The organism is Rouxiella sp. T17 (genome assembly GCF_036663475.1).
Taxonomy (GTDB): domain Bacteria; phylum Pseudomonadota; class Gammaproteobacteria; order Enterobacterales; family Enterobacteriaceae; genus Rouxiella.
The window spans coordinates 15,747-37,409 of record NZ_JAWUEA010000034.1 but is presented as its reverse complement, the minus strand read 5'-3'; the positions used below and the strand labels follow the sequence as shown (position 1 = coordinate 37,409).

Genomic DNA, 21,663 nt, shown 5'->3' with positions numbered 1-21,663 from the left:
CGTCATAATTTGAACTATCCTTGTAACATCTCATTTTATGTACAAATTCTACTTTTTTTACTTTGATCTCTGCCGCTCTTCTACTCAATAAGAGGAAATAATATGCAGCGCATAACAGGAAATGTGGGTTTGAGAAGTATAGCTGCCGCAGCGGCGATGGCGTTGATAGGAACATTCAGCTTTTCTGCACAGGCCGCCGACAGCGTTAAGGTGGGGTCAAAAATTGATACCGAAGGCTCGTTGCTGGGGAGTTTGATCATTCAGGTGCTTGATGCCAACGGCATTAAAACCGTGAATAAACTGCAACTTGGCAACACGAAAGTGTTGCGTGGGGCGATTACGGCGGGTGAAATTGATATTTATCCGGAATACACGGGCAACGGCGCATTCTTCTTTTCCGACGATAAAGACCCGGCGTGGAAAAACGCCCAGCAAGGCTACGACAAGGTTAAAAAGCTCGATTATGAGCAGAATAAAATTGTCTGGCTCGATCCGTCTCCGGCTAATAACACCTGGACTATCGCGGTACGACAGGACGTAGCGACGGCCAATCATCTGAAAACGCTGGCCGATTTGGGTAAATGGATTGATGGCGGCGGTGATTTCAAATTGGCGGCCTCGGCGGAGTTTATCGAGCGTCCCGATGCCTTGCCTGCGTTTGAAAATGCCTATAATTTCAAGCTGAAACAGAACCAACTGCTGTCGCTGGCCGGTGGCGATACGGCGGTGACGATTAAAGCGGCGGCCGAAAAAACCTCGGGCGTTAATGCCGCGATGGCTTACGGCACCGACGGCCCGGTGGCGGCGCTGGGGCTGCAAACGTTACAGGACCCGAAAGGCGTACAGCCTATTTACGCGCCGACGCCGATTATTCGTGAAGCTGTTTTGAAAGAATATCCGCAAATTCCCGCGCTGCTGAAACCGGTGTTTGCTTCTCTGGATGGCCCGACGCTGCAAAAACTCAACGCCCAAATCGCGGTGGGCGGAGCCGATGCCAAGAAAGTTGCGGCTAAATATCTGCAACAGAAAGGATTTGTTAAAGCGAAATAACGGCGCTGAAGCAGGGCAGGCGGGGGATAATGGTTGAAAATGGGCGTAACATTTTGAATATAAGCGTAAAAAACCGCGTACTGTTTACGCTGCTCGTGCTGTTAATCGCCGCCGGAGCCGGTTTGGCCTTTGTGACTCACGCGCCAAATCGGCTGATGTCCGGAGAAGGCATTCCGCTTTCCGGCCTGCTAAAAGGGGCGTGGGCGCTGCTGTTACTGCCGGTCATTGGCCTGCTGGCGCTGGTATTTGTCTCGCCGTCGCGCCGTATTTATTTGCTCATTCTGCTGCTGGCCGAAATCTTGCTGGCCTCGCTGGTGGCGCTGGCTGGGCATCAGGCCGTCGTGTTAACCGGCGGTGATGAAGAGAGTCTGGCGCGCATCTCTTTCGGCGGCGGATTCTGGGCGACGACCGCGCTGTCGCTGCTCATCGCCTCCGATGCCATCAGCCGTTTTACCCTCAATCACTCGTTTCGCGTGCTGTTAAATCTCCAGCTGGCGCTGCCGATTGTGCTGCTTCTGGCAAGCGGCGAACTGTCACAGCTTTCTCTGTTAAAAGAGTATGAAAATCGCGAAGACGTGTTCAACGCCGCGCTGTGGCAGCATCTCGGCATTTTGGTCGGCACGCTTGTCCCGGCGGTGCTGATTGGCCTGCCGCTTGGCATTTTTTGCAGCCGATCGCCACGCTGGCGGCCGTCGATTCTTTCCTTCCTCAATATTATCCAAACTTTGCCTTCTATTGCGCTATTCGGCCTGCTGCTGGCACCGCTTGCTGGCCTGGCCAAGGCGATTCCGTGGCTTGGCGCGCACGGCATTAGCGGCATTGGCGCGGCACCGGCGATTATCGCGCTGGTGCTTTATTCGCTGTTGCCGCTGGTGCGCAGCGTGATTGCGGGGCTGCATTCGGTCGCGCCTGCGGTTATCGAATCCGCAACCGGCATGGGCCTGAGTCGCCCACAGGTTTTTTTCAAGGTGCAGGTGCCGATTGCGCTGCCGGTGGTGTTGGCGGGCGTGCGAATAGTCGCGGTGCAAACGGTCGGCATGGCGATGGTCGCGGCGCTGATTGGCGCGGGCGGATTAGGGGCCATCATGTTTCAAGGTCTGTTAAGCAGCGCGCTGGATCTGGTGCTGCTCGGCGTGATCCCCGTGGTGTTGATGGCGGCGATTGTCGACGGGCTGTTTAAATTTCTTGTCTCACTGCTGGAGACCTCGCGCAGATGATCAATTTTTCAGGAGTAAGCAAGCATTTTGCGGGCAAAGCGGTGGTTGAGGAGCTCGATCTGCACATCGCCAAAGGTGAATTTACCGTGCTGATCGGCACCTCGGGATCGGGAAAATCGACCACGCTGAAGATGATAAATCGGCTGGTGGAGCACGACAGAGGGCAAATTACCTTTGCCGATGAGCCTATCGAAAAATTTCGCGCGCAAGATCTGCGCCGCAGGATGGGCTACGCGATTCAGTCTATCGGGCTGTTTCCGCATTGGACGGTGGAGCAGAATATCGCCACCGTGCCGCAACTGCTGAAATGGCCGAAAGCCAAAATTCGCGATCGGGTGACGGAATTAATGACGTTGCTGCATCTTGATCCGGCGCAGTTTCGTGGACGTTATCCGCATCAGCTTTCCGGCGGTCAGCAGCAGCGAGTTGGCGTGGCGCGGGCGCTGGCTTCTGATCCGGAAGTGTTGTTGATGGACGAACCCTTTGGCGCGCTCGACCCCGTGACGCGCGCCACCTTGCAGCATGAAATCGCGCGTATTCATCAGCTTTCGGACCGAACGATCGTGCTGGTCACCCATGATATTGATGAAGCGCTCACACTGGCGGACCGCATTGTGCTGCTCAGCGAAGGAAAAATCGTTCAGCAAGGCACGCCGCTGGAGCTGCTAACTCAGCCCGCGACGCCGTTTGTCGCCGATTTTTTTGGGCGCAGCGACAGCGGCATCAAACTGTTGGCGCTGACTCGGGTCGGCGAGCGGCTTCGTGCGGGTGAACAGGCCGAAGGTGAACCGGTGACGGCGTCGATGACGCTGCGCGAAGCGTTGTCCGAATTTGTGGCGCGCCACACAGAACAATTACCCGTGTGCGATGAAGGCGGAAAACCGCTCGGCGTACTACATTTTTCCGATCTGATCGATGTCGGAGCCAAACCATGAACGCGCAAGCCTCGCTGCCGATTCGAATGCTGCGCGACCCGCTGAGCTGGGTTATTGCCGCCTTTCTGGCGCTGGTATTTGGCATGACCTCGCTTGGCTGGCTGTTCCACGCGCTGTTTCCCGCGCTCGACAGGCCCGTCTATTTACAGGACAGTTTCGCCCGTTTAGTGCTGGCGCATCTGCTGCTGGTGGGCGTTTCAAGCCTGATCGCCGTGATTATTGGCATGCTGGCGGGCATTGGCGTGACCCGTCGCGCAGGCAAAGAATTTCGTGCGCTAATCGAAACGCTGGTGGCGATGGGGCAGACCTTTCCGCCGGTTGCCGTGTTGGCCGTCGCGGTGCCCGTGATGGGATTCAGCGAAAAACCGGCGATTATCGCGCTGGTGCTTTACGGGCTGCTGCCGATTTTGCAGGGCACAATTGCGGGAATCGAATCCGTGCCGTCCTCCGCGCGTGAAATTGCCGAAGGCGTAGGGATGAATCGCTGGCAAATTTTAAGCCGCGTTGAACTGCCGCTGGCGTCGCCGGTGATCATCGCCGGTATCCGCACCTCGGTGATTATAAATATTGGTACGGCGGCGATCGCCTCGACCGTCGGCACGCAAAGTTTAGGCTCACCGATTATTATTGGTTTAAGCGGATTTAATACAGCCTATGTATTACAGGGCGCGGTGGTTATTGCGCTGCTGGCGATTATCGTCGATATGATATTTGAACGCTGGAGCCGCCGCTTAAGAAATTGGCAGCCCGAGGCGTAGTTTTTATTAAATTATTTTAAAGCGTGGGCTGATATTTAATTATCAACCGCTAGCTGTAAGCAATTTTCATCAGCTCACGCATTTTTTGGAAAGTTTCTAAAAGTTTATCTGCTCGCCAAAGGAATTCATCCTCAGATAACGTTCCGTCGTCAATAATATCTTCTGGTTTAAGACCACCAAAAAGTTCAACGAGTGGAAGAGGCGGTGCAGGCAATTCGTCTGCGTCAATATTATCCGGCTGCGGCGGCAGAATAAGCGGCACTGGCGCGGACCACTGACGCCTTGGTTTGCGCGCTGGCTCGGCGTTAATCGGTTCCGGCTGCGGCGGCAGAATAAGCGGCACGGGCGCGGACCACTGGCGCCTTGGCTTGCGCGCTGGCTCGGCGTTAATCGGTTCCGGCTGCGGCGGCAGAATAAGCGGCACGGGCGCGGACCACAGGCGCCTTGGCTTGCGCGCTGGTTCAACGTTAATCGGTTCCGGCTGCGGCGGAGTAATAACAATAGCGGGTAGCGACCCTTTGACCGCGGGCTTGCTTTGAGGCAATAGGCCAAAGGGTTTCGGTAACGGAAGCGGCTTATAAAAATCAGTTTTAATGTTTAATTCTCTTCTTCTTAATCCGCTAAATCGTGAAGATTCTGGCCGTTTGGCAGTGAGTTTGTCGTTATTCGCGTTAAGATTATTGACGAACTGTTCGGGGTATTCATCGATTGTGAAGATGGGCCTACTGGGAGACCTCCGAATAATTTCATTTGATTGTGCTAAAAAAGTAGGTTGAAAGTTTTTGGGTCTATTACCTATATGCTGCAACACATTAAGAATTTCTTTTACTGTGGGCGTTTTATTCCACAGCGCTTCACTATATATAGAGGGGTTAAGTGCGAATTTATTTAAAATAATGGTCATGGCATGTCCCTTGTTATCTATTTGTCAAAGAAACTTTTTTTGAAAGGAGAAGCCATAATTATAAAGCCATTAAAAATAAATAGCCCCAATTAAAAAGATGCTAATTTTGAATGGAATATTATTTAATTATTGATGAGGTGAATATATTGCAGCGCGATTTGGTATTTACACGATCACGCTTGCAACAGGAATCACGCTTGCAACAGGGAAGACTTCACTGCGGGGATCAGGAAGTGGCAGACGCAGGAGCCGCGGCGGGCGTTGGCACGCTGGCAGGCATCTTGACAGGCTCTTCGATAACAATGGCATACCCTGCAACCATCACACCGCCGATGGAGCCAATTGCCATCAGGCCGAATAGCGCGATAAACAGCTTTTTACCTAGATTATTCATTTTTGCCGGACTTTGTTAAAAACCAGAGCTTGATTATAAGACTTTTACCCGCAGTGACACAGTCATAATTTGTGCGATTAACCTTTTAGAAACAATTTTGCCCGCCAGAGCGTGATTTTTTTCTCATCTTTGAAGGCAATAGCACGGCTTTACTTGCTCGAAAGCGCGACTATAGCGTTTACTGTCTGCCTCTCAAATTTTGGTGATAAGTCAATTCTATGTCTCGTTCAGCTCTGCGCAATCTTCTGCCGCTGATTGCCTCCTTATTTGCTCTCTATTTCATTTGGGGTTCAACCTATCTGGTTATTCGCGTCGGCGTAGAAAGCTGGCCGCCGCTGATGATGGCCGGTTTTAGATTCCTGACGGCGGGCATTCTGATGTTTGTTTTTCTTCTTTTGCGCGGACACAAAGTCCCGGCGCTGCGCGAGTGGATCGCGGCGGGAATGATCGGCATTTTGCTGCTCGCCGTCGGCAATGGGTTGGTGACCGTGGCCGAACATCTCAACGTGCCTTCCGGCATTGCGGCGGTGATGGTCGCGACCGTGCCACTATTTACCTTATGTTTCAGCCGCATGTGGGGCATGCCGAATAGTCGAATTGAGTGGGCGGGCGTGGCGCTTGGCCTGTTTGGCATTGTGCTGCTCAATACCGGCAGCAATTTGAACGGCAATCCGTGGGGCGCGCTGCTGATTTTGATGGCGTCGCTGAGCTGGGCTTTTGGATCGGTGCTCAGTTCGCGCGTCACCTTGCCAAAAGGACTGATGGCGGGCGCCGCCGAGATGCTGGTCGCGGGCGTGGTGCTGTTGATTGCCAGCCGTCTGAGCGGCGAACATCTGGTCGAGCTGCCTTCGCCTGCCGCATTCGGCGCTCTGGCTTATCTGGTGATTTTCGGGTCGATGATTGCGGTCAGCGCCTACATGTATTTGCTTAAAACGGTCAGACCGGCGATTGCCACCAGCTACGCCTACGTCAATCCGATCGTTGCCGTATTGCTCGGCATCGGCTTTGCCGGCGAATCATTATCGCCGGTGGAATGGGTGGCATTGGGCGTGATTTTAGGGGCCGTGCTGTTGGTGACTCTGGGGCGTTTTGTGTTTAAAAGCAAAGTGGTGGCATTAGCAGAAGCGGAAATCCCGACCGATACTTTGAAAAAAATGTAACTCAGCCGTTCGGCTCTCGCATTAACGGGAGCCGAACGCGCTAGGCCGAGTCGTGCGCCAGCAGCTTGTTCACCACTTCATTAGCACTGATCACGCCATCTTCATGCAGCCCGTTGTGCCAATACGCGCCACAAAACCAGGAGCGATTGTGACCATTAATCAGGTCGCGCTGGCGCTGCGATTGCAGGCTGGAAAGGTTTAATACCGGATGACGATGAGTGGTGCGCAGTAAAATCTTGTTTTCATCGACCGGTTTCAGCGGATTCAACGACAGGCAAAAGGTTTTTGGCGAGGCGATGCCCTGCAAAATATTTAGATTGTAGGTCACGCTGACCGGCCGCTCGCGCACAATCGCCCGATGCACCGGCGCAGACGGCGTTTGCCCCAGCGCATTGCCCACGCCATTCGGCAGGCGATAGTTCCAGCTGGCCCACGCCAGTCGATTCGGCGGCAGCTGGTGGATATCGGTATGCAGCACCACGTCGTTGGTTTTATAGGGCAAGCTGCCAAGCACCTGTTTTTCGCTGTCGGTTGGCGTGTCGAGCAACGACAGCGCCTGATCGGCATGACAGGCAAAAATCACCTGATCAAAAACTTCATTCCCGCGCGCCGAGCTGACTGTCACGGCGTTGGCCGCACGCGTCACCGAAACGACCGGCGTATGGGTTAACAGAGTGACGTTTGCCGGCAACAGCTGCTCGAGGCGACGAATATACTCGCGCGATCCGCCCGCAATTATCTTTGCCTGTGACTTGGGCGCGTCGTCAAATAATCCGTGCTGATCAAACAGGCGCAAAAAGACCGGCAGCGGAAACTTGCCCATATCTTCCATCGACAGTGACCAGATGGTCGCGGCTCTTGGCAGAATATAGTGCAGGGCAAAATAGGCCGAAAAACCGTTCTTGCGCAATAAGGTAGACAGCGTCGCTTCACTCTTTTCCGGCTGCTGCAAGCGCGCCTTGCACAGGGCGTTAAAGCGTTTTATTTCGCCGAGAAAGCGCCAATAGGCAGGCTTCAACATATTGCCGCGTTGAACGAACGGCTTGCCGCTGTGAAACTCGAGTTTGGTATCAGGATTATGCAGAGAAAAACTGTTCTCGACGGCTTGGCCTTCAATACCGAGTTGGTCGAGCAGGGCGGAAAAGTGCGGTGAAGCCTGCGGATTGTAGACGGTAAAGGCGGTTTCAAGGGCGTAATCGCGCCCATCGAGATGAACGTCGACCGTGGTGGCGTGTCCGCCAAGCGTTTTGTTAGCCTCGAAAAGCGTCACTTCCCACGTAGGCTGTTGTTGTGACAGCTTCCATGCACAGCTCAACCCCGAGATGCCACTGCCAATGATGGCGATTTTCATGCGCAATCCACCTTACCTTTCAAGTCACTCAGAAAATAATAGCCGTAGTTATCCGTAACGACAGATTTTTATTAAACAGATCTGTCGTGAAGATAACAGGTTAAGGCAAGGTTTTGGACCAGCATTCTATTTATTAGAACTCAATTTACTGATCGACAATTCAAGCTGATCGGCAATTCAACGAGCGGGGAGTTTATACGCCATGAGCTTCGTCGTGACTCTCTACGGCTTCTTCTTCGGCTGATTCAGAAGTATTTAACAATACGGCGGCGCTGCCAAGCAGAGTGACAGGGTAGCCTGCTTGCTGCCACTGCAAATATTTGCTTCGTTGAATACGATTCAAACGACCTTCGGCCCAGAGCAGAATCTGTTCGGCTTTAAAGTTTTCAACCTGCGGGTCGATAAAAGGATCGGGGAGCAGGTCGATTGGGCTGCCTGCCTGACTGCGCAGAATGGCTTCGAGCCACAGTTCGGTGCGGTCTATTTCACCCCAGCCCACCAGCAACGTTTTATTGCCCGATTTTTTATGCAGCGCGCTCATGCAGGAGACCGCGTGTTCGATCAGCACGCCGTCGAGCAATCCGCGCAGATAATGCGTCGATGGATTAGAGGAAAGGCGCGAGCGCAGCGGGCGGATAACGTTATCAACCAGATTTTCAGCAGGGTAATCACGCGCCAATTCAGCAATTAGCTGGCGAATTTTTTGCGTTTTCTCTTCCTGAACGACGGCCATCAGCTGTTGTTCGAGCTGTGTCCAGCCACTGGCTAGGGGCGCGGTAGTCTCTTCGAGCAGGCCTTTTACCTGACTGACCGGCACGCCGCGATTGATCCAGCCGACGATGGTGCGAATAGTTTCGAGGTCATTTTCATCAAATAAACGGTGTCCGCCTTCGGTACGTTGAGGTTTAAGTAGACCATAACGTCGCTGCCAGGCGCGCAGTGTGACAGGGTTGATGCCGCAAATGCGTGCGACCTCGCCGATGCTGTACAAAGACATAGAGATATTCCGTTAAATGACTCAGCTGGTTCTTACTCTAATCCTACCGAGCTAACTTGTACATGAATAATGTGCTTGTACAAGTTGCCAAGGTCGAAGAATTGCTGTTTATTATGAATTTATCAGCCTCGATCTCAAGGAATAAAACACGTGATAGTCATTAGTGAATTAAAAAATGAGCCATATTCTCAAGATTTTTCACGCGCCGATCTCTTGAGTCTTTCTGAAACGCTGGAAGGCTGCGTAGCCCTCGGCGCGAGCGTGGGTTTCGTGCCGCCTTTCGGACAGGCCGAGGCGCTGACTTTTTGGCATCAGCTGTTACCTATTTTCGCCGAAGGCCAGCGCAGAATTCTGGTCGCTCGTATCGACGGTAAAATTGTTGGCACGGTGCAGCTGGTGGTCAGCATGTCTGGAAATGGCGCTCACCGCGCCGAGGTCGCCAAGCTGCTGGTTCATCCAAATTCAAGAAGATTGGGAATCGCCAGAAAGCTGATGCAGTCGATTGAGAAGCTGGCAAAACGCGAAAACAAATCCCTGCTGATACTCGACACCGTGACCGACTCGGAAGCGCAGGGGCTTTACCATTCGCTGGGATATGAGGTGAGTGGAGTGATCCCTGATTATGCGATGTCGACAAAAGGGGTTTTGGAATCAACAACAGTTATGTACAAAAAAATTTGAAATTGAATTTGAATTTTTCTTTTCAATTTCATCTTTAAGTTCAAGTTCAAGTTCAAGTTCAAGTTCAAGTTCAACTTCAACTTCAAGTGCATGAGCTTCGCTTACTGCGCGTTGCTGGGCTTGACCGAGCATTGGCGGTTTTTAAGTTCAACTGCATGCGCTTCGCTTACTGTACGTTGCTGGGCTTGACCGAGCCATTGCGGTTGTAGATTCAACTTCAAGTTCAAGTTCATGCGCTTCGCTTACTGCGCGGCGGCGCAGACCGCCTCAAGGATGTTCCTAAGCGAACACCCTTGAGAATCCCGCGCTTTTTTTCCATAGGTGCAACATGAGGACTAAATCCGTAGATCTTTCCAGTGACCACAGCGCGTGGCGTAGGTCGCGGCGCTTCGCGCTCCCTTCATTACGTTCGCAAGCCAAAAACGTCTTGCTCGACTCCATTCCGCGCCGCCCTGAAGCCGCCAATCACAGCAATTAAAGCAAGGGCGGAAACTTTTCAGCGGTCAAGAACCGACTCCTCAACCTGTCACAACATTTACGGCAAGGGCGGATACTCTTGAGCGGTCAAGGACCGATCCTTTTTAACAAAGCATTTTATGTTTGAGTGATCGGCCTTTGACCGCTTAAAAGTATCCGTTTTTTCTGTTGGGGCTGTAATTGGCGGCCTCAGGGCGGCGCTGAGCGGAGATGAACAAGACGTTTTTGGCTTGTGAACGCAGCGAGGGGACGGCGAAGCCGCGCGACCTACGCCACTCACCAATGTGCCTGAAACGATCTCCCTTTGTAGTCCTCACGTTGCAACTGTGGAAGAAAAACGCGGGAGTGCAGAGGGTGCTCGTTAAAGCACCTTCTGCCTGGTCTGGGCCAGCGCCCAGTAAGCGAAGCGCATGCAGTTGATTTTAAAGACTTTGACCCAAAAGTCTTTGAATCCAAAGATTTTGAATCCAAATACTTTGATCCAAAAGACTTTGACCTAAAAGATTTAGAATCTAAGAAAATTGCCTTTAGATTCCAAATCTAAAACCACACGAGATTTGGTCTAACTCTTCCCACTCCAGCTTTGAAGCGCCTCTTCCCTAACCTTAAGCTTCGCCTCAGGCGTCAACTTATTATAACCAGGCGCTAAACCCGACTCCCAATCACCATATAACGGGTTCGGCAGGACGATAAACTGCGTGCCAAACTTACCGTGGTTGCTGTTTACGAAGTTACGACGCTCGGCGTTGCTCTTGTGATACGTCAGCGCGCCAAAATCATTCAGGTTGTCGCCGACGTAAAGCACAATGTTGTAACCCTCGGCCTTAATGGCGTCAAAACGTGCCTGCTTGTTCGAGGTGTTAGTGTTGAGACGTAGGGTTTTTTCATTAACGTTCGGGAAACCAAGGCGTTGCAGGTTGGCGACGGTGGCGGCGTAGTCTTTATGGTCACGGTTCGACACGTAGAACATGATCCCGCCGTGACTGTCGACGTATTGCGCGAAACTCACCGCGCCCGGAATAGCCTTCGCCTGCTTGGCCTGCGTCCATTCAGACCAGGTTTTATCGTCGAACGGCTTGTTGGCCTTGACCTGCCAGGCACTGTAGGCGCTGTTATCAATCATCGTTTCATCAAGATCGACCACCACCGCTTTCGGTTTGCCCGTCAACGACTGCGCGCCGTCAAAAGCGTATGTCGCCGTGGTAAAAGCCTGATACGCCAGCGCCTGATACTCTCCCGACTGCTGGAACCAGTTCAGCGCCATCACCGATTGATCGTTTAACTGCGCGGTGGCGTCCGATTTTGACTGCTGGGCGCATCCCGTAAGCGCTAAAAATACCAGCGCGCCAGTTCCGTAAAGCGAAGCTTTTTTCATCATTGTCGTGGTCGTCCTGTCGTGTGTGTAGAGAGGTCTTTTCCTAAACGAAGAGGCTAAAATGTAACAGATTCAGCGGGCTGGAACAGAGGGAGAGTGCAATTATTTGCCATCGATAACTTTTTTGTATGATCCAAAAAAAGCCGGGAGATGAACCCCGGCAAGTTGGACAGAGAATAATGAAGCGAAGGACTTTTTGTTTTTATACGGAATTTGAAAGAGAAAGAGTTATTAGAATTGGTAGGTTAATCCTAACGCCACGACGTCGTCGTTGTTCAGGCCCAATTTATTATCGTCGCTCAAACGGTTTATTTTATAATCAACAAAGGTCGACATATTTTTGTTGAAATAATAGGTGGCGGCCACGTCAATATATTTAATCAGGTCAGCATCGCCGACGCCTTCAATATCTTTGGCTTTAGTTTGTACATAACCCAAAGAAGGACGCAGGCCCCAGTCGAATTGATATTGCGCCACGGCTTCGAAGGTCTGCGCTTTATCGGCATAACCGCTGACGGCAGCCGCAGTTTGGCTAGATGCACCGGCTGGGGCAGTAATAGCAATCATGCGACGCGTTTCGGCATAAATAGCGGCTAAATAAACGCCGTTATTATCATATTTAAGACCGGCGTTCCAGGCCGTGGCTTTATCGCCATCGCCGAGTGCGGAATTAGCCTGAGTATTGGTTCGATCCGACGAAGTATAACCCGCACCGGCGCTGATCCCGGCGCCAATATCGTAGGTCGCAGACGCGGCATAACCGTCGCCGTTTGAGGTGCTGGCGGTGCGCGTCGAGCTGTCGTCGTTTTTACCCTGATATTGCAGGGCAATGTTTAAACCGTCGATCAGGCCAAAGAAGCCGCGATTGCGGTAGGTCGCCATGCCATTGCCGCGGCCGGTCATGAAGCGGTCAGCCTTGGTATATCCATCGCCGCCGAATTCAGGGAACATATCGGTCCAGCCTGCGATGTCATACAGCGCGCCGTAATTGCGGCCGTAGTCGAACGATCCCCACTGATTGAATTTCAAACCGGCAAAGCCGAGACGCGTTTTTGAACCGGCGCTGCCCTGAGCTTCTGAAATATTATCGGCAACCTGATATTCCCACTGACCATAACCGGTCAATGAATCATTAATTTTAGTCTGACCTTTAAAGCCAAAACGGACATAACTCTGGTCCCCGTCACTGCTGCTTGCATCAGAGAAATAGTGTTCGGCTTTAACGCGACCATAAAGGTCAAGCTTATTTCCGTCCTTGTTATAAATTTCTGCAGCCTGCGCGCCCGTGGCAATCAGTAATGAAGGAATAATTATTGCCAGAAGATTACGTTTCATTTTAAACCCTGTTTTTTTAACGTTACTGTCAACGTTTATATTTGAAAGACGCCTGTTATCGTGAGTGCTGTTATTTCCGTCTTGCTTAAAAGCAGGCAGCGGAATTTTTGCAGCGAGAGTTTTTTACCTTATATTTGTTATCAATTTATGACAGCCAAAAATAAGCACGAAATAGCTAAACGCATCAATTTTAATAAGTTTGCTAATAATGGGGTCGGCTATTCAATTTGCGGCTGACGCGAGAGGGCGAGTGTGGGACAATAGCCGCAACCTTTGAAAACGATAAGAGATGCATGGCGCTGTCCTCTGCAGTAAAAGATCAGATCAGTCAGTGGTACAAAGCCCTACAGCAGCAAATTCCGGATTTTATCTCCCGAGCCCCGCAGCGTCAGATGATAGCTGAGGTCGCGAAGGCATTAACCAGCGATTCTGCCCGCCACCTCGCCATTGAGGCACCAACCGGCGTGGGCAAAACGCTGTCGTACCTGATTCCCGGAATTGCCGTGAGCCGCGCCGAAGAAAAACCGCTGGTGATAAGCACCGCCAACGTCGCGCTACAGGACCAGATTTTCAGTAAAGATCTGCCACTGCTGAAAAAAATCATTCCAGACCTGAAATTTACCGGGGCCTTTGGCCGTGGGCGTTATGTCTGTCCGCGAAACCTGTCGATGATGAGCAACGAAAACGCGCAGGGCGATCTCGGGCTGTTTCTCGGCGAAGAGCTGGCACCGTCGACCGGCGAAGAGCAGCAGTTTTGCTCCACCCTCGAAAAAGCGTTGGCGCGCTACGAATGGGACGGGCTGCGCGATCACTATAAAAAGACCATCGCCGATCCTTTGTGGCAAAAACTCAGCACCGACAAGGCCAACTGTTTAGGGCGCAACTGTCACTATTTCCGCGAATGCCCCTATTTCGTGGCGCGAAAAGAGATAGAAAGCGCCGACGTGGTGGTGACTAACCACGCGCTGGTGATGGCCGCGCTGGAGTCGGAATCGGTGCTGCCCAACGCCAAAGATTTGCTGCTGGTGCTCGATGAAGGCCACCACTTACCCGAAGTTGCGCGCGACGCGCTGGAAGTCGACGCCGAAATTACCGCCGTGTGGAACCATCTCCAGCTGGATAATTTCATGCGTCAAATTGAACAATGCCTCGGCTTGTTCACCCCAAAGAATCCACCGCCGCTGGCGAATGCCGAGCGTCTGCACAATCACGTCGCCGAAATGCGCGACTTGCTGCTGCTGATTGAACAGCAGGTGAATCTCTATCTGCCCGCTGACGAGCCCGAGGCCGAATATCGCTTTGAAATGGGCGCGCTGCCGCCGGAGTTGACCGAACTCTGCGCGCGACAGTTCAAGCTAACCGACGCACTGCGCAGTTTGGCCGAATATATGGTCAACGATTTGGCGGAAAAAACCGGCAAGCATGACATCGCGCGGCTGCATCGCGCCATTTTGCAGATGAGCCGCATGCTCGGCTATCTCGAAACCATGACCAAACTCTGGCGCTTGGCCGCGTTGGACAAAGCCTCGAATGCGCCGATCGGCAAATGGGTGACCCGCGCCTATTTCGATAACCAGACTCATCTGGTGTTTCACTGCGTCGGCATTCGGGTCAGCGATCAGCTGGAAAAAATGCTGTGGCGCAAAGTGCCGCACGTGGTGGTGACCTCCGCGACGTTACGATCCCTCAACAGTTTCTCGCGTCTGCAAGAGATGAGCGGCCTTAACGAAAAAGCCGGTGACCTGTTTATAAGCCTCGATTCACCGTTTAATCATGTTGAACAAGGCAAGCTGGTGATTCCGCAAATGCGCACCGAGCCGCTGATGGCCAACGAAGCCCAGCACATTCAGGAGATGAGCGATTTCTTCCGCGCCGAGCTGGCGAGTGAAAAGCATCGCGGCATGCTGGTGCTGTTTGCCAGTAATCGCGCATTGCAGCAGTTTGTCGAACTGTTGCCCGACCTGCGTTTAATGCTGCTGGTGCAGGGCGATCAGCCGCGTTATCGGCTGGTTGAGGAGCATCGCAATCGGGTTGAAGCGGGGCAAACCAGCGTGCTGATAGGGCTGCAATCCTTTGCTGAAGGACTTGATCTCAAAGGTGATTTACTGACGCAGGTGCACATTCACAAGATTGCCTTTCCGCCGATCGACAGTCCGGTCATTCTCACCGAAGGCGAATGGTTAAAAACTTTGAAACGCTATCCGTTTGAAGTGCAGAGCTTGCCGAGCGCCTCGTTTAACCTGATTCAGCAGGTCGGTCGACTGATCCGCAGCCACGAATGCCGGGGTGAAATCGTCATTTATGACCGCCGTTTGCTGACCAAAAACTATGGTCCACGGCTGCTGGCCGCGCTGCCGGTGTTTCCGATTGAACAGCGCGAAATGCCGGAGCCGGGCTTCAATAAATATGTGCCGCTCAAGAAAACCAAGGTTATCAAGGCGCGCCGTCGCCGTTAGGCGCGGGTATTGCCCTTTCCGAATGACGTCGAGGCGCTGGCTGAGTTATGCTGAAGTCATTCGCAGGTGAGGGAAATACGATGGATTTTACAAAAATTATCAAAGAAGTCGGGCGGGGTAAAAATCACGCCCGCGATCTCGACAAAGAACAGGCGCTGGCGCTGTATCGTCTCATGCTGGCGGGCGAGGTGCCTGACCTTCAGCTCGGCGGCCTGCTGATCGCCTTTCGTATAAAAGGTGAAGCGGAGCAGGAGATGCTCGGTTTTTATCAGGCGATGGAAGAGCAGACCCTCGAACTAATCGCGCCCGCCAACAAACCGATGCCGGTAGTGATTCCGAGCTACAACGGCGCGCGCAAACAGGCCAACCTCACGCCGCTGCTGGCGATTTTGCTGCACAAATTAGGCTTGCCGGTGGTGGTTCACGGCGTGACCGCCGATCCCGGTCGCGTCACCAGTTTTGAAATCTTTGAAGCCTTGGGCATTCAGCCCGCCACTTCGGCGCAGCAGGCGCAGACGATGCTCGATGAAGGACGCGGTCCGGTATTTATTCCGGTTTCAACGCTTTGTCCGGCTATCGACAAGCAGCTGCAACTGCGCTGGCAGATGGGCGTGCGCAACAGCAGCCACACGCTGGCCAAGCTGGCGACGCCTTTCCGTGACGCCGCCGCGCTGCGTCTGGCGAGCGTTTCGCATCCGGAATATATTCAGCGCGTTTCCTCGTTCTTCCACGATATTTCTGGCCGCGCGCTGCTCTCTCAAGGCACGGAAGGCGAGGTTTATGCCAATCCACAGCGCAGCGCGCCCGTGCATTTGATTGGCATCGGCGAGCAGCGCGTGTTGCACGAGCGTCAGGAGTTTAGCGGGCAGGATCTCCCGGCCGCGCGCGATGCCCAGACGACCGCCGAATGGATAACCCGTTGCCTGAAGGGCGAAATCGCGATCCCACAGGCGATTCGCAATCAGCTGGCCTGCTGTTTGATTGCCACCGAACAGGCGACAGATATGACCGAGGCGCTGCAACAGGTTGAGCAACGTTTGCGTTAGACGGCCTTTTCTTCGGAAAACTTTTCTATTGAAGAAATAAGAACTAAGAACTAAGAATTAAGAACTAAGAATTAAGAACTAGGCCACGTCGACAGACTTTCGGTGCGTACTTACACTTAACAGATAATCCAGCCAAGAGGGACTTTATGACATCTTCACAGGACTATTTTGCGGCGCTGAATCGCGACTATCTTAAGGTTCACAAAACCAAAGAAGAGCTGTTTTGGCAAAATTATATGGGCACGGGAGACGAGACGGTTTCTGAACGTTACTCTGCCGCCGAAACGGCCTTTAAACGTTTTGTCGCTAATCCGGCGCGTTTGGCCGAGCTGCGCGAGCACATTGCGACTGTAGAAGCCGAGCCAAAAAGTGAGGCGCGCGAAGCGCTGTTGACCGGCCTGCGCGGCTGGTATCGTTTTTTTGACTGTAACGCGATTGAAGACCCTCAGGCGCAGCAACTGCTCGACGAAATTATTCAGGCCGAATCCGCGCTTTACGACAAACGTAAACAGCACAAGCTGCTGCATTTAAACAGTAAAGGCGAGCAGGTTGCGGCGTCGTTGGGCGAGCTGCTGACCAATCAGGCCACTAACGAAAACGAAGAGTATCGCCGCAGTTCTCAGGTTGCGCTGCGTGAACTCGAGCAGTGGCTGCTGCAAAACGGCTTCCCTGAGCTGATTGCGCTGCGAAACCGTTTTGCGCGCCAGCTGGGTTACCGTAACTATTTTGATTACAAAGTAAATAAAACCGAGCAGATGACGCCAGAGCAGCTGTTTGCCATTCTGGATCGTTTTGAGGCGCAGACTCGCGAAGGTAACGTGCGCAGCCTGAACGAGCTGGTGGCGCGCAAAGGCGACGGCGCGCTGATGCCGTGGAACATTCGTTATGCCAGCGCCGGTGACGTTACGCGTCAGCTGGATCCGTATTTCCCGTTTGCCGACTCGCTGAGCCGTTGGATCAACAGTTTCAAACGCCTCAACATTGGCTTTAACGGCGCAGAGATGCAGCTGGACCTGCTGGTGCGCGAAGGCAAATATGAAAACGGCTTTATGCACGGCCCGGTTCCGCCGTTTATCGATGGCGATAAATGGGTGCCAGCGGTGATCAACTTTACCAGTCTGGCGAAGCCGGATCAGGTCGGAAGCGGGGCGAGCGGGCTGAACACGCTGTTCCACGAAGGCGGCCACGCGGCGCACTTTGCCAATATTCGCCAGAATGCGCCGTGCTTCTCGCAGGAGTTTCCGCCGACCTCAATGGCCTACGCCGAAACGCAATCCATGTTCTGCGACAGCCTGCTCGACGATGCCGACTGGCTCAAACGCTACGCTAAAAACGAGCGCGGCGAGCCGGTTCCCGACGCGTTGATCGAGCAAAGTATTGCCGCGCGTCAACCAATGCGCGCTTTTAACGAACGTCACATTCTGCTGATGCCCTATTTTGAATGGCAGCTTTATCAATGGCCTGAAGAAAAATGCACCCCAGAGGCAATTACCGCGCTGGCGCGTGATGTCGAAACGCACATTTTGGGCGTGGCCGGCAGTCCGAGGCCGACGCTCGCCGTGCCGCACCTGCTGTCGCTCGAATCTGCCTGCTCCTATCAGGGCTACTTGCTGGCGCTGATGGCGGTAGAGCAAACGCGCGCCTTCTTCCTCAAACGCGACGGCTATTTAACGGATAATCCGGCAATCGGCCCTGATTTGGCGAAACATTATTGGACGCCGGGCAACAGCGTGAGTCACGACGCAACGTTGCGCAGCCTGACCGGAGAAGGGTTTAATCCCGATTATCTGGCGCAGGCCTGCAATCAAACGGTGGAAGATGCCTGGCAAGAGGCGCAGCACGTGATTGCCGAAGCTGCGAGCCGTGAGCAGCCCGCCGCCGATTTCGACCTAAATGTGCATATTAAAGTGGTAGACGGAAAACGTGTTCTGGCGGATAACGCAGAGGGCGACGAGGCGATGTGTCAGGATTTCGCCGATTTTGTCGAGCAGACCTATTTGCATAAATAAGGGCGCATAAATAAGGGCGCATAAATAAAGGCACACAGACATCAAAATGCCTTAAAAGCTTTATAGAATGAGTGACATAAAAGCGCCGCCAACATTATCTGGCGGCGCTTTTTTTATCGCGCGTCGGGACGGGTCAAATCGAAACGTAAATCTTCGGAGATGCCGTAATAGGCCGACGGACCGCCTGCACGCAGCACGGGTTCGGCCAGCGCGGTTTGATAAACGCCTTCTTCGTTAAGCAGATGACGAGCAATATGCACGGCGACCACTTCACCCAGTACCAGCCAGGTATCGATTTTTTCACCCGCCGCGCTTTGCAGCTGAATGCACTGTGACAGTTTGCACTCAAAGTTGACCGGACTTTCCAGCACCCGATCGGCTTTTACAATGCTGCCCTGAACGGGGGTCAAACCGGCAAATTCAAATTCGTCGTGACCGTGAGCCAGCGAGGCCGAGCTTTCATTCATTTTTACTGCCAGACTGCGCGTCGTCAGATTCCAGACAAACTCGCCGGTTTCGACAATGTTCTTCACGCTGTCTTTCCAGCCGCTGCTGGCGAAACCGATAATAGGTGGACGATAATTGAAACAGTTGAAGAAACTGTAAGGTGCGAGATTCCGCTGCCCAAGCGCGTTGCGAGAGGCTATCCAGCCGATAGGACGCGGGCCGACGATGGCGTTTAACGGATCATGCGGCAGGCCGTGGCCTTTGGCCGGTTCATAGAAATAGCGTTCTTCAGAGCTCATAGGGCACCTTTTTTGCGGGTTCACTTGCCAATAAACAGTTTGCCAATAAAAGAAGTCGCCAATAAAAGACGTTGCCAACAAAACGCGTCGCCAACAAAAAACTTTCATTGATCAACACTTTCATTCATCAACAATAGTACAGTTTCTCAATACCCTAACCGATTCTGAACGGCGGCGCAGTGGCCTGATGTGTGATGTCGACAGCCACGGGCGGCGGTTTGTGTTATCTTACGCGGCAGAATTTTACCCGCTTGTTGACACGTTATTGGTGGTCAAGGCGCGGGCGAGCTTAACATTGATATTGGAGAGTCATACAGGTGGAAAGAAAGAAAGCGATTCCGCAGGATAAAAAGATTGTTTTCCCGCAGGAAAAAAGCGGGCTTCACGCGCGAAATCGCCATCGCAGCCGCTATGATTTTCCGGCACTGACTGCCAGCAGCCCAGAGTTGGGGCCGTTTGTGGCTGAAAACAAATGGGGCGATTTGTCGATCGATTTTGCCGATCCACAGGCCGTTAAAGCGCTGAACCGCGCGCTGCTGCGTCATTTCTATCAGATTGAAAACTGGGATATTCCAGCCGACTATTTGTGTCCGCCAATTCCGGGTCGCGCCGATTATATTCACCATCTGGCTGACCTGCTGGCGGGTAATAATAACGGCGAAGTTCCTCAGGGCAAAAACATCGCGATTCTGGATATCGGCGTGGGTGCGAACTGTATCTATCCGATTATCGGCCTGCGCGAATACGGCTGGCGTTTCACGGCCAGCGAAATCGACGAAGTGTCGATGGCGGCGGCGAAAAAGATTGTTGCCACCAATCCGCTGCTGACCAATCAGGTGCGTTTCCGTTTGCAGGCTAAACCGCCGCGCATTTTCGATACCATTATCCGTCACGATGAGCGTTATGACGCCGTGCTGTGTAATCCGCCGTTCCACGGTTCGGCAGAAGAAGCGGCCGAAGGCAGCCAGCGTAAACGCCAGAATCTCGGCACAGATCGTCGCGGCGGCAAGTCGGAGTTAAACTTCGGCGGTCAGCATAACGAGCTGTGGTGCGAGGGCGGTGAAGAAGCGTTCGTTGAGCGCATGGTTGAAGAAAGTGCCACCAAAGGCAATAACTGCCTGTGGTTTACGGTTCTGATTTCTAAAAAAACCACGCTGCCGCTGATTTACGATGCGCTGGAAGAGGCGGGTGCCACCAATGTGAAAACCATTGAAATGGCGCAGGGTCAAAAGGTGAGCCGTTTCGTGGCCTGGACCTTCCTGACCGTGTCGCAGCAAAAAGCCTGGGTCGGAAAGCGCTGGGCTAAATAAACTGTTTTAGCACGACGTATGCTGCGGCAATAGTTTGTGTAAGTCGTTGCGCTAATAGTTGCAGTAAAAGAGAGGCCTGCCCCTTATTTAGGTGGCAGGCATTTTTTTTTAATCGGGAGTTTAACTGGAAGTTTAATCGGAAGTTTAACCGGGAGTTTCCGTTTTTGGCAGAATAATCGACGGCGCTTTTCGGCGTCCAAAATCAATAAACGGCTTCTCGATATATTTATAGGTCGCCATCGACAGCATCACCACCACAAAGGCAAACAGTGGCAAGGTATAAAGCGACAGGGGAACATTAAAGAAGGTCGAGAGAGTAAAGAGGGTAATGCCGTGAGTCAGATAGATGCTGTAACTGACTTCGCCCAAAATAACGGCGGGTCGGGAGCGTAATAAGCCAAAAACAGAGCACCCTTGCGAAATCAGTAAAAAGAGCATGAAGCCACAAAGCTGGATAGATAACATGCCTATGCGGGTTTCGGCATTTAACGACAGCGCCAGCGCAAAGATAATCAGCATTAACGCGCTCATGACCGGCGTATCAAACTTCACTTTCATCCACGTAAAGCCTTTCTCTTCCAGTACCACCATAAACCAGCCCATCGCAAAAGGCATCAGATAGACAGCGGCAATGGCGGCGTGACTAAAGTTAATCCCATAAAGCACTAACATGCCTAAAAACAACAGGATAGTCAGCTTTTTGTTAATGAAGAAGGCAAAGAGGGGCAGAGAAAGATAAAACAGCCATTCATATTTCAGCGTCCAGGTGACGCCCGCGGTTATATTATTGGCATCGTGATAGCCCGGGAAACCATCGCCGTAATATAACAGCCAACGGGTTAGCGACAGCAGATATTCTTCAGGCGTGGCGCTACGAGTAGTTAGCAGGGTGGAATAAAAAATGGTGATGAAAACGGCGAAAAGATAAAGCGGGGCGACTCTAAAAAAGCGGGATTTATAAAGCTTGGGCCACGAAACATTACCCTTTTTTATCTTTTTGATAAATAAATAGGCGGTGATCATAAAGAAAATCTGTACCGATACGACGCCGAGATTATTCATCAGATGATTATTTGGCGCGAGCCATTCACCCCCACTTTTCCAATGCTGGAAAATAGCAAAATGGTGAAAAAAGACGAACAGCGCCAGAAATCCTCGAGACCCGTCAATACAACCATCGCGTGCGCCTGACGGTAAAGCCAGTTTATACGCGTGGCTATTTACTAAGCCAACCAGATAGAAAATGATTAAAAGCGAAACTGCGACAGCAAACGGATAAAGAGTAGGATCCATCTTCACAGCCTTTTAACGACAATTTTACATAAGATTAGCTTTAGTAAGGTTTGTGTCAAATATTATATTGTCTAATATTTAAGCGTGAGAAAATGTGACTTGGATAACAAGGGGTAACGTGAAGGGAAAAAATGGCGGGAAAAGGCGCGACAAACAAAAAAGGCCTCTT

The 21,663-nt window shown here is 52.4% G+C and carries 18 protein-coding genes and 1 pseudogene; 11 read left to right on the top strand and 8 right to left on the bottom strand.

Annotation, left to right across the window (positions count from 1 at the left end; genetic code table 11):
* Positions 1-156: 156 nt before the first annotated feature.
* Genes osmF through SC206_RS13075 form a run of 4 tightly spaced genes read left to right on the top strand, consistent with a single transcriptional unit; the run spans position 157 to position 3,960 of the window.
* Positions 157-1,050, top strand: coding sequence for a glycine betaine ABC transporter substrate-binding protein OsmF (osmF, locus tag SC206_RS13090; RefSeq protein WP_332737948.1), 894 nt, complete (start codon positions 157-159; stop codon positions 1,048-1,050).
* Between the two features lie 59 nt (positions 1,051-1,109).
* On the top strand, positions 1,110-2,267 hold the full coding sequence (locus SC206_RS13085; protein WP_332737947.1) for an ABC transporter permease: 1,158 nt from the start codon (positions 1,110-1,112) through the stop codon (positions 2,265-2,267).
* Positions 2,264-3,202 (top strand): ABC transporter ATP-binding protein, encoded by a 939-nt coding sequence (locus tag SC206_RS13080; protein ID WP_332737873.1) that lies wholly within the window; start codon positions 2,264-2,266, stop codon positions 3,200-3,202. Before SC206_RS13085 ends, SC206_RS13080 begins: the two co-directional genes overlap by 4 nt.
* Positions 3,199-3,960 (top strand): ABC transporter permease, encoded by a 762-nt coding sequence (locus tag SC206_RS13075; protein ID WP_332737872.1) that lies wholly within the window; start codon positions 3,199-3,201, stop codon positions 3,958-3,960. The genes SC206_RS13080 and SC206_RS13075 overlap by 4 nt, the downstream gene beginning before the upstream one ends.
* A 49-nt stretch (positions 3,961-4,009) precedes the next feature.
* Here the strand turns inward: SC206_RS13075 and SC206_RS13070 are convergent, their stop codons facing one another.
* Positions 4,010-4,864 carry a hypothetical protein gene (locus tag SC206_RS13070; RefSeq protein WP_332737871.1) on the bottom strand — a complete coding sequence of 285 codons (855 nt, stop codon included), beginning with the start codon at positions 4,862-4,864 and terminating at the stop codon, positions 4,010-4,012.
* 295 nt (positions 4,865-5,159) lie between these two features.
* Positions 5,160-5,258, bottom strand: a pseudogene (locus SC206_RS13065) (hypothetical protein); the annotation flags it as partial.
* Between the two features lie 218 nt (positions 5,259-5,476).
* Between SC206_RS13065 and yedA the strand changes: the two are divergent.
* On the top strand, positions 5,477-6,418 hold the full coding sequence (gene yedA, locus SC206_RS13060) for a drug/metabolite exporter YedA (RefSeq protein WP_332737870.1): 942 nt from the start codon (positions 5,477-5,479) through the stop codon (positions 6,416-6,418).
* Between the two features lie 40 nt (positions 6,419-6,458).
* Here the strand turns inward: yedA and SC206_RS13055 are convergent, their stop codons facing one another.
* Both SC206_RS13055 and SC206_RS13050 read right to left on the bottom strand, forming a co-directional pair.
* On the bottom strand, positions 6,459-7,769 hold the full coding sequence (locus SC206_RS13055) for an NAD(P)/FAD-dependent oxidoreductase (RefSeq protein ID WP_332737869.1): 1,311 nt from the start codon (positions 7,767-7,769) through the stop codon (positions 6,459-6,461).
* A 193-nt stretch (positions 7,770-7,962) separates the two neighbouring features.
* Positions 7,963-8,766: a MerR family transcriptional regulator gene (locus SC206_RS13050; protein ID WP_332737868.1), complete on the bottom strand. Its 804-nt coding sequence runs from the start codon at positions 8,764-8,766 to the stop codon at positions 7,963-7,965.
* A 150-nt stretch (positions 8,767-8,916) separates the two neighbouring features.
* Here SC206_RS13050 and SC206_RS13045 point away from each other — a divergent pair, with 150 nt between their 5' ends.
* Both SC206_RS13045 and SC206_RS13040 read left to right on the top strand, forming a co-directional pair.
* A complete protein-coding gene (locus tag SC206_RS13045) occupies positions 8,917-9,447 on the top strand; it encodes a GNAT family N-acetyltransferase (protein ID WP_332737867.1) in 531 nt (176 codons plus the stop codon).
* A gap of 328 nt (positions 9,448-9,775) precedes the next feature.
* Positions 9,776-9,925 (top strand): hypothetical protein, encoded by a 150-nt coding sequence (locus SC206_RS13040; protein ID WP_332737866.1) that lies wholly within the window; start codon positions 9,776-9,778, stop codon positions 9,923-9,925.
* Positions 9,926-10,486: 561 nt separating this feature from the next.
* Here SC206_RS13040 and SC206_RS13035 read toward each other — a convergent pair.
* Together SC206_RS13035 and SC206_RS13030 are read right to left on the bottom strand one after the other, a co-directional pair.
* Complete coding sequence (locus tag SC206_RS13035; protein WP_332737946.1) at positions 10,487-11,299, bottom strand: 5'-nucleotidase, lipoprotein e(P4) family; 813 nt, start codon at positions 11,297-11,299, stop codon at positions 10,487-10,489.
* Positions 11,300-11,530: 231 nt separating this feature from the next.
* Positions 11,531-12,634, bottom strand: coding sequence for a porin (locus SC206_RS13030; protein ID WP_332737865.1), 1,104 nt, complete (start codon positions 12,632-12,634; stop codon positions 11,531-11,533).
* A gap of 293 nt (positions 12,635-12,927) precedes the next feature.
* Between SC206_RS13030 and dinG the strand changes: the two genes are divergently transcribed.
* The 3 genes from dinG to SC206_RS13015 all read left to right on the top strand — a co-directional run bounded on the left by dinG (position 12,928) and on the right by SC206_RS13015 (position 18,145).
* Positions 12,928-15,090, top strand: coding sequence for an ATP-dependent DNA helicase DinG (dinG, locus tag SC206_RS13025; protein WP_332737864.1), 2,163 nt, complete (start codon positions 12,928-12,930; stop codon positions 15,088-15,090).
* Between the two features lie 80 nt (positions 15,091-15,170).
* Positions 15,171-16,136: a DNA-binding protein YbiB gene (ybiB, locus tag SC206_RS13020; RefSeq protein WP_332737863.1), complete on the top strand. Its 966-nt coding sequence runs from the start codon at positions 15,171-15,173 to the stop codon at positions 16,134-16,136.
* 146 nt (positions 16,137-16,282) lie between these two features.
* Entirely contained in the window at positions 16,283-18,145 is a 1,863-nt protein-coding gene (locus tag SC206_RS13015) for a M3 family metallopeptidase (RefSeq protein ID WP_332737862.1), read from the top strand.
* 113 nt (positions 18,146-18,258) lie between these two features.
* On the opposite strand, the gene SC206_RS13010 is transcribed toward SC206_RS13015, so the two are convergent.
* Positions 18,259-18,891: a flavin reductase family protein gene (locus SC206_RS13010; RefSeq protein ID WP_332737861.1), complete on the bottom strand. Its 633-nt coding sequence runs from the start codon at positions 18,889-18,891 to the stop codon at positions 18,259-18,261.
* A gap of 317 nt (positions 18,892-19,208) precedes the next feature.
* Here SC206_RS13010 and rlmF point away from each other — a divergent pair, with 317 nt between their 5' ends.
* Positions 19,209-20,201: a 23S rRNA (adenine(1618)-N(6))-methyltransferase RlmF gene (rlmF, locus tag SC206_RS13005; RefSeq protein WP_442976088.1), complete on the top strand. Its 993-nt coding sequence runs from the start codon at positions 19,209-19,211 to the stop codon at positions 20,199-20,201.
* 144 nt (positions 20,202-20,345) lie between these two features.
* Here the strand turns inward: rlmF and SC206_RS13000 are convergent, their stop codons facing one another.
* Positions 20,346-21,494, bottom strand: coding sequence for an acyltransferase family protein (locus SC206_RS13000; protein WP_332737860.1), 1,149 nt, complete (start codon positions 21,492-21,494; stop codon positions 20,346-20,348).
* Between the last annotated feature and the right edge of the window lie 169 nt (positions 21,495-21,663).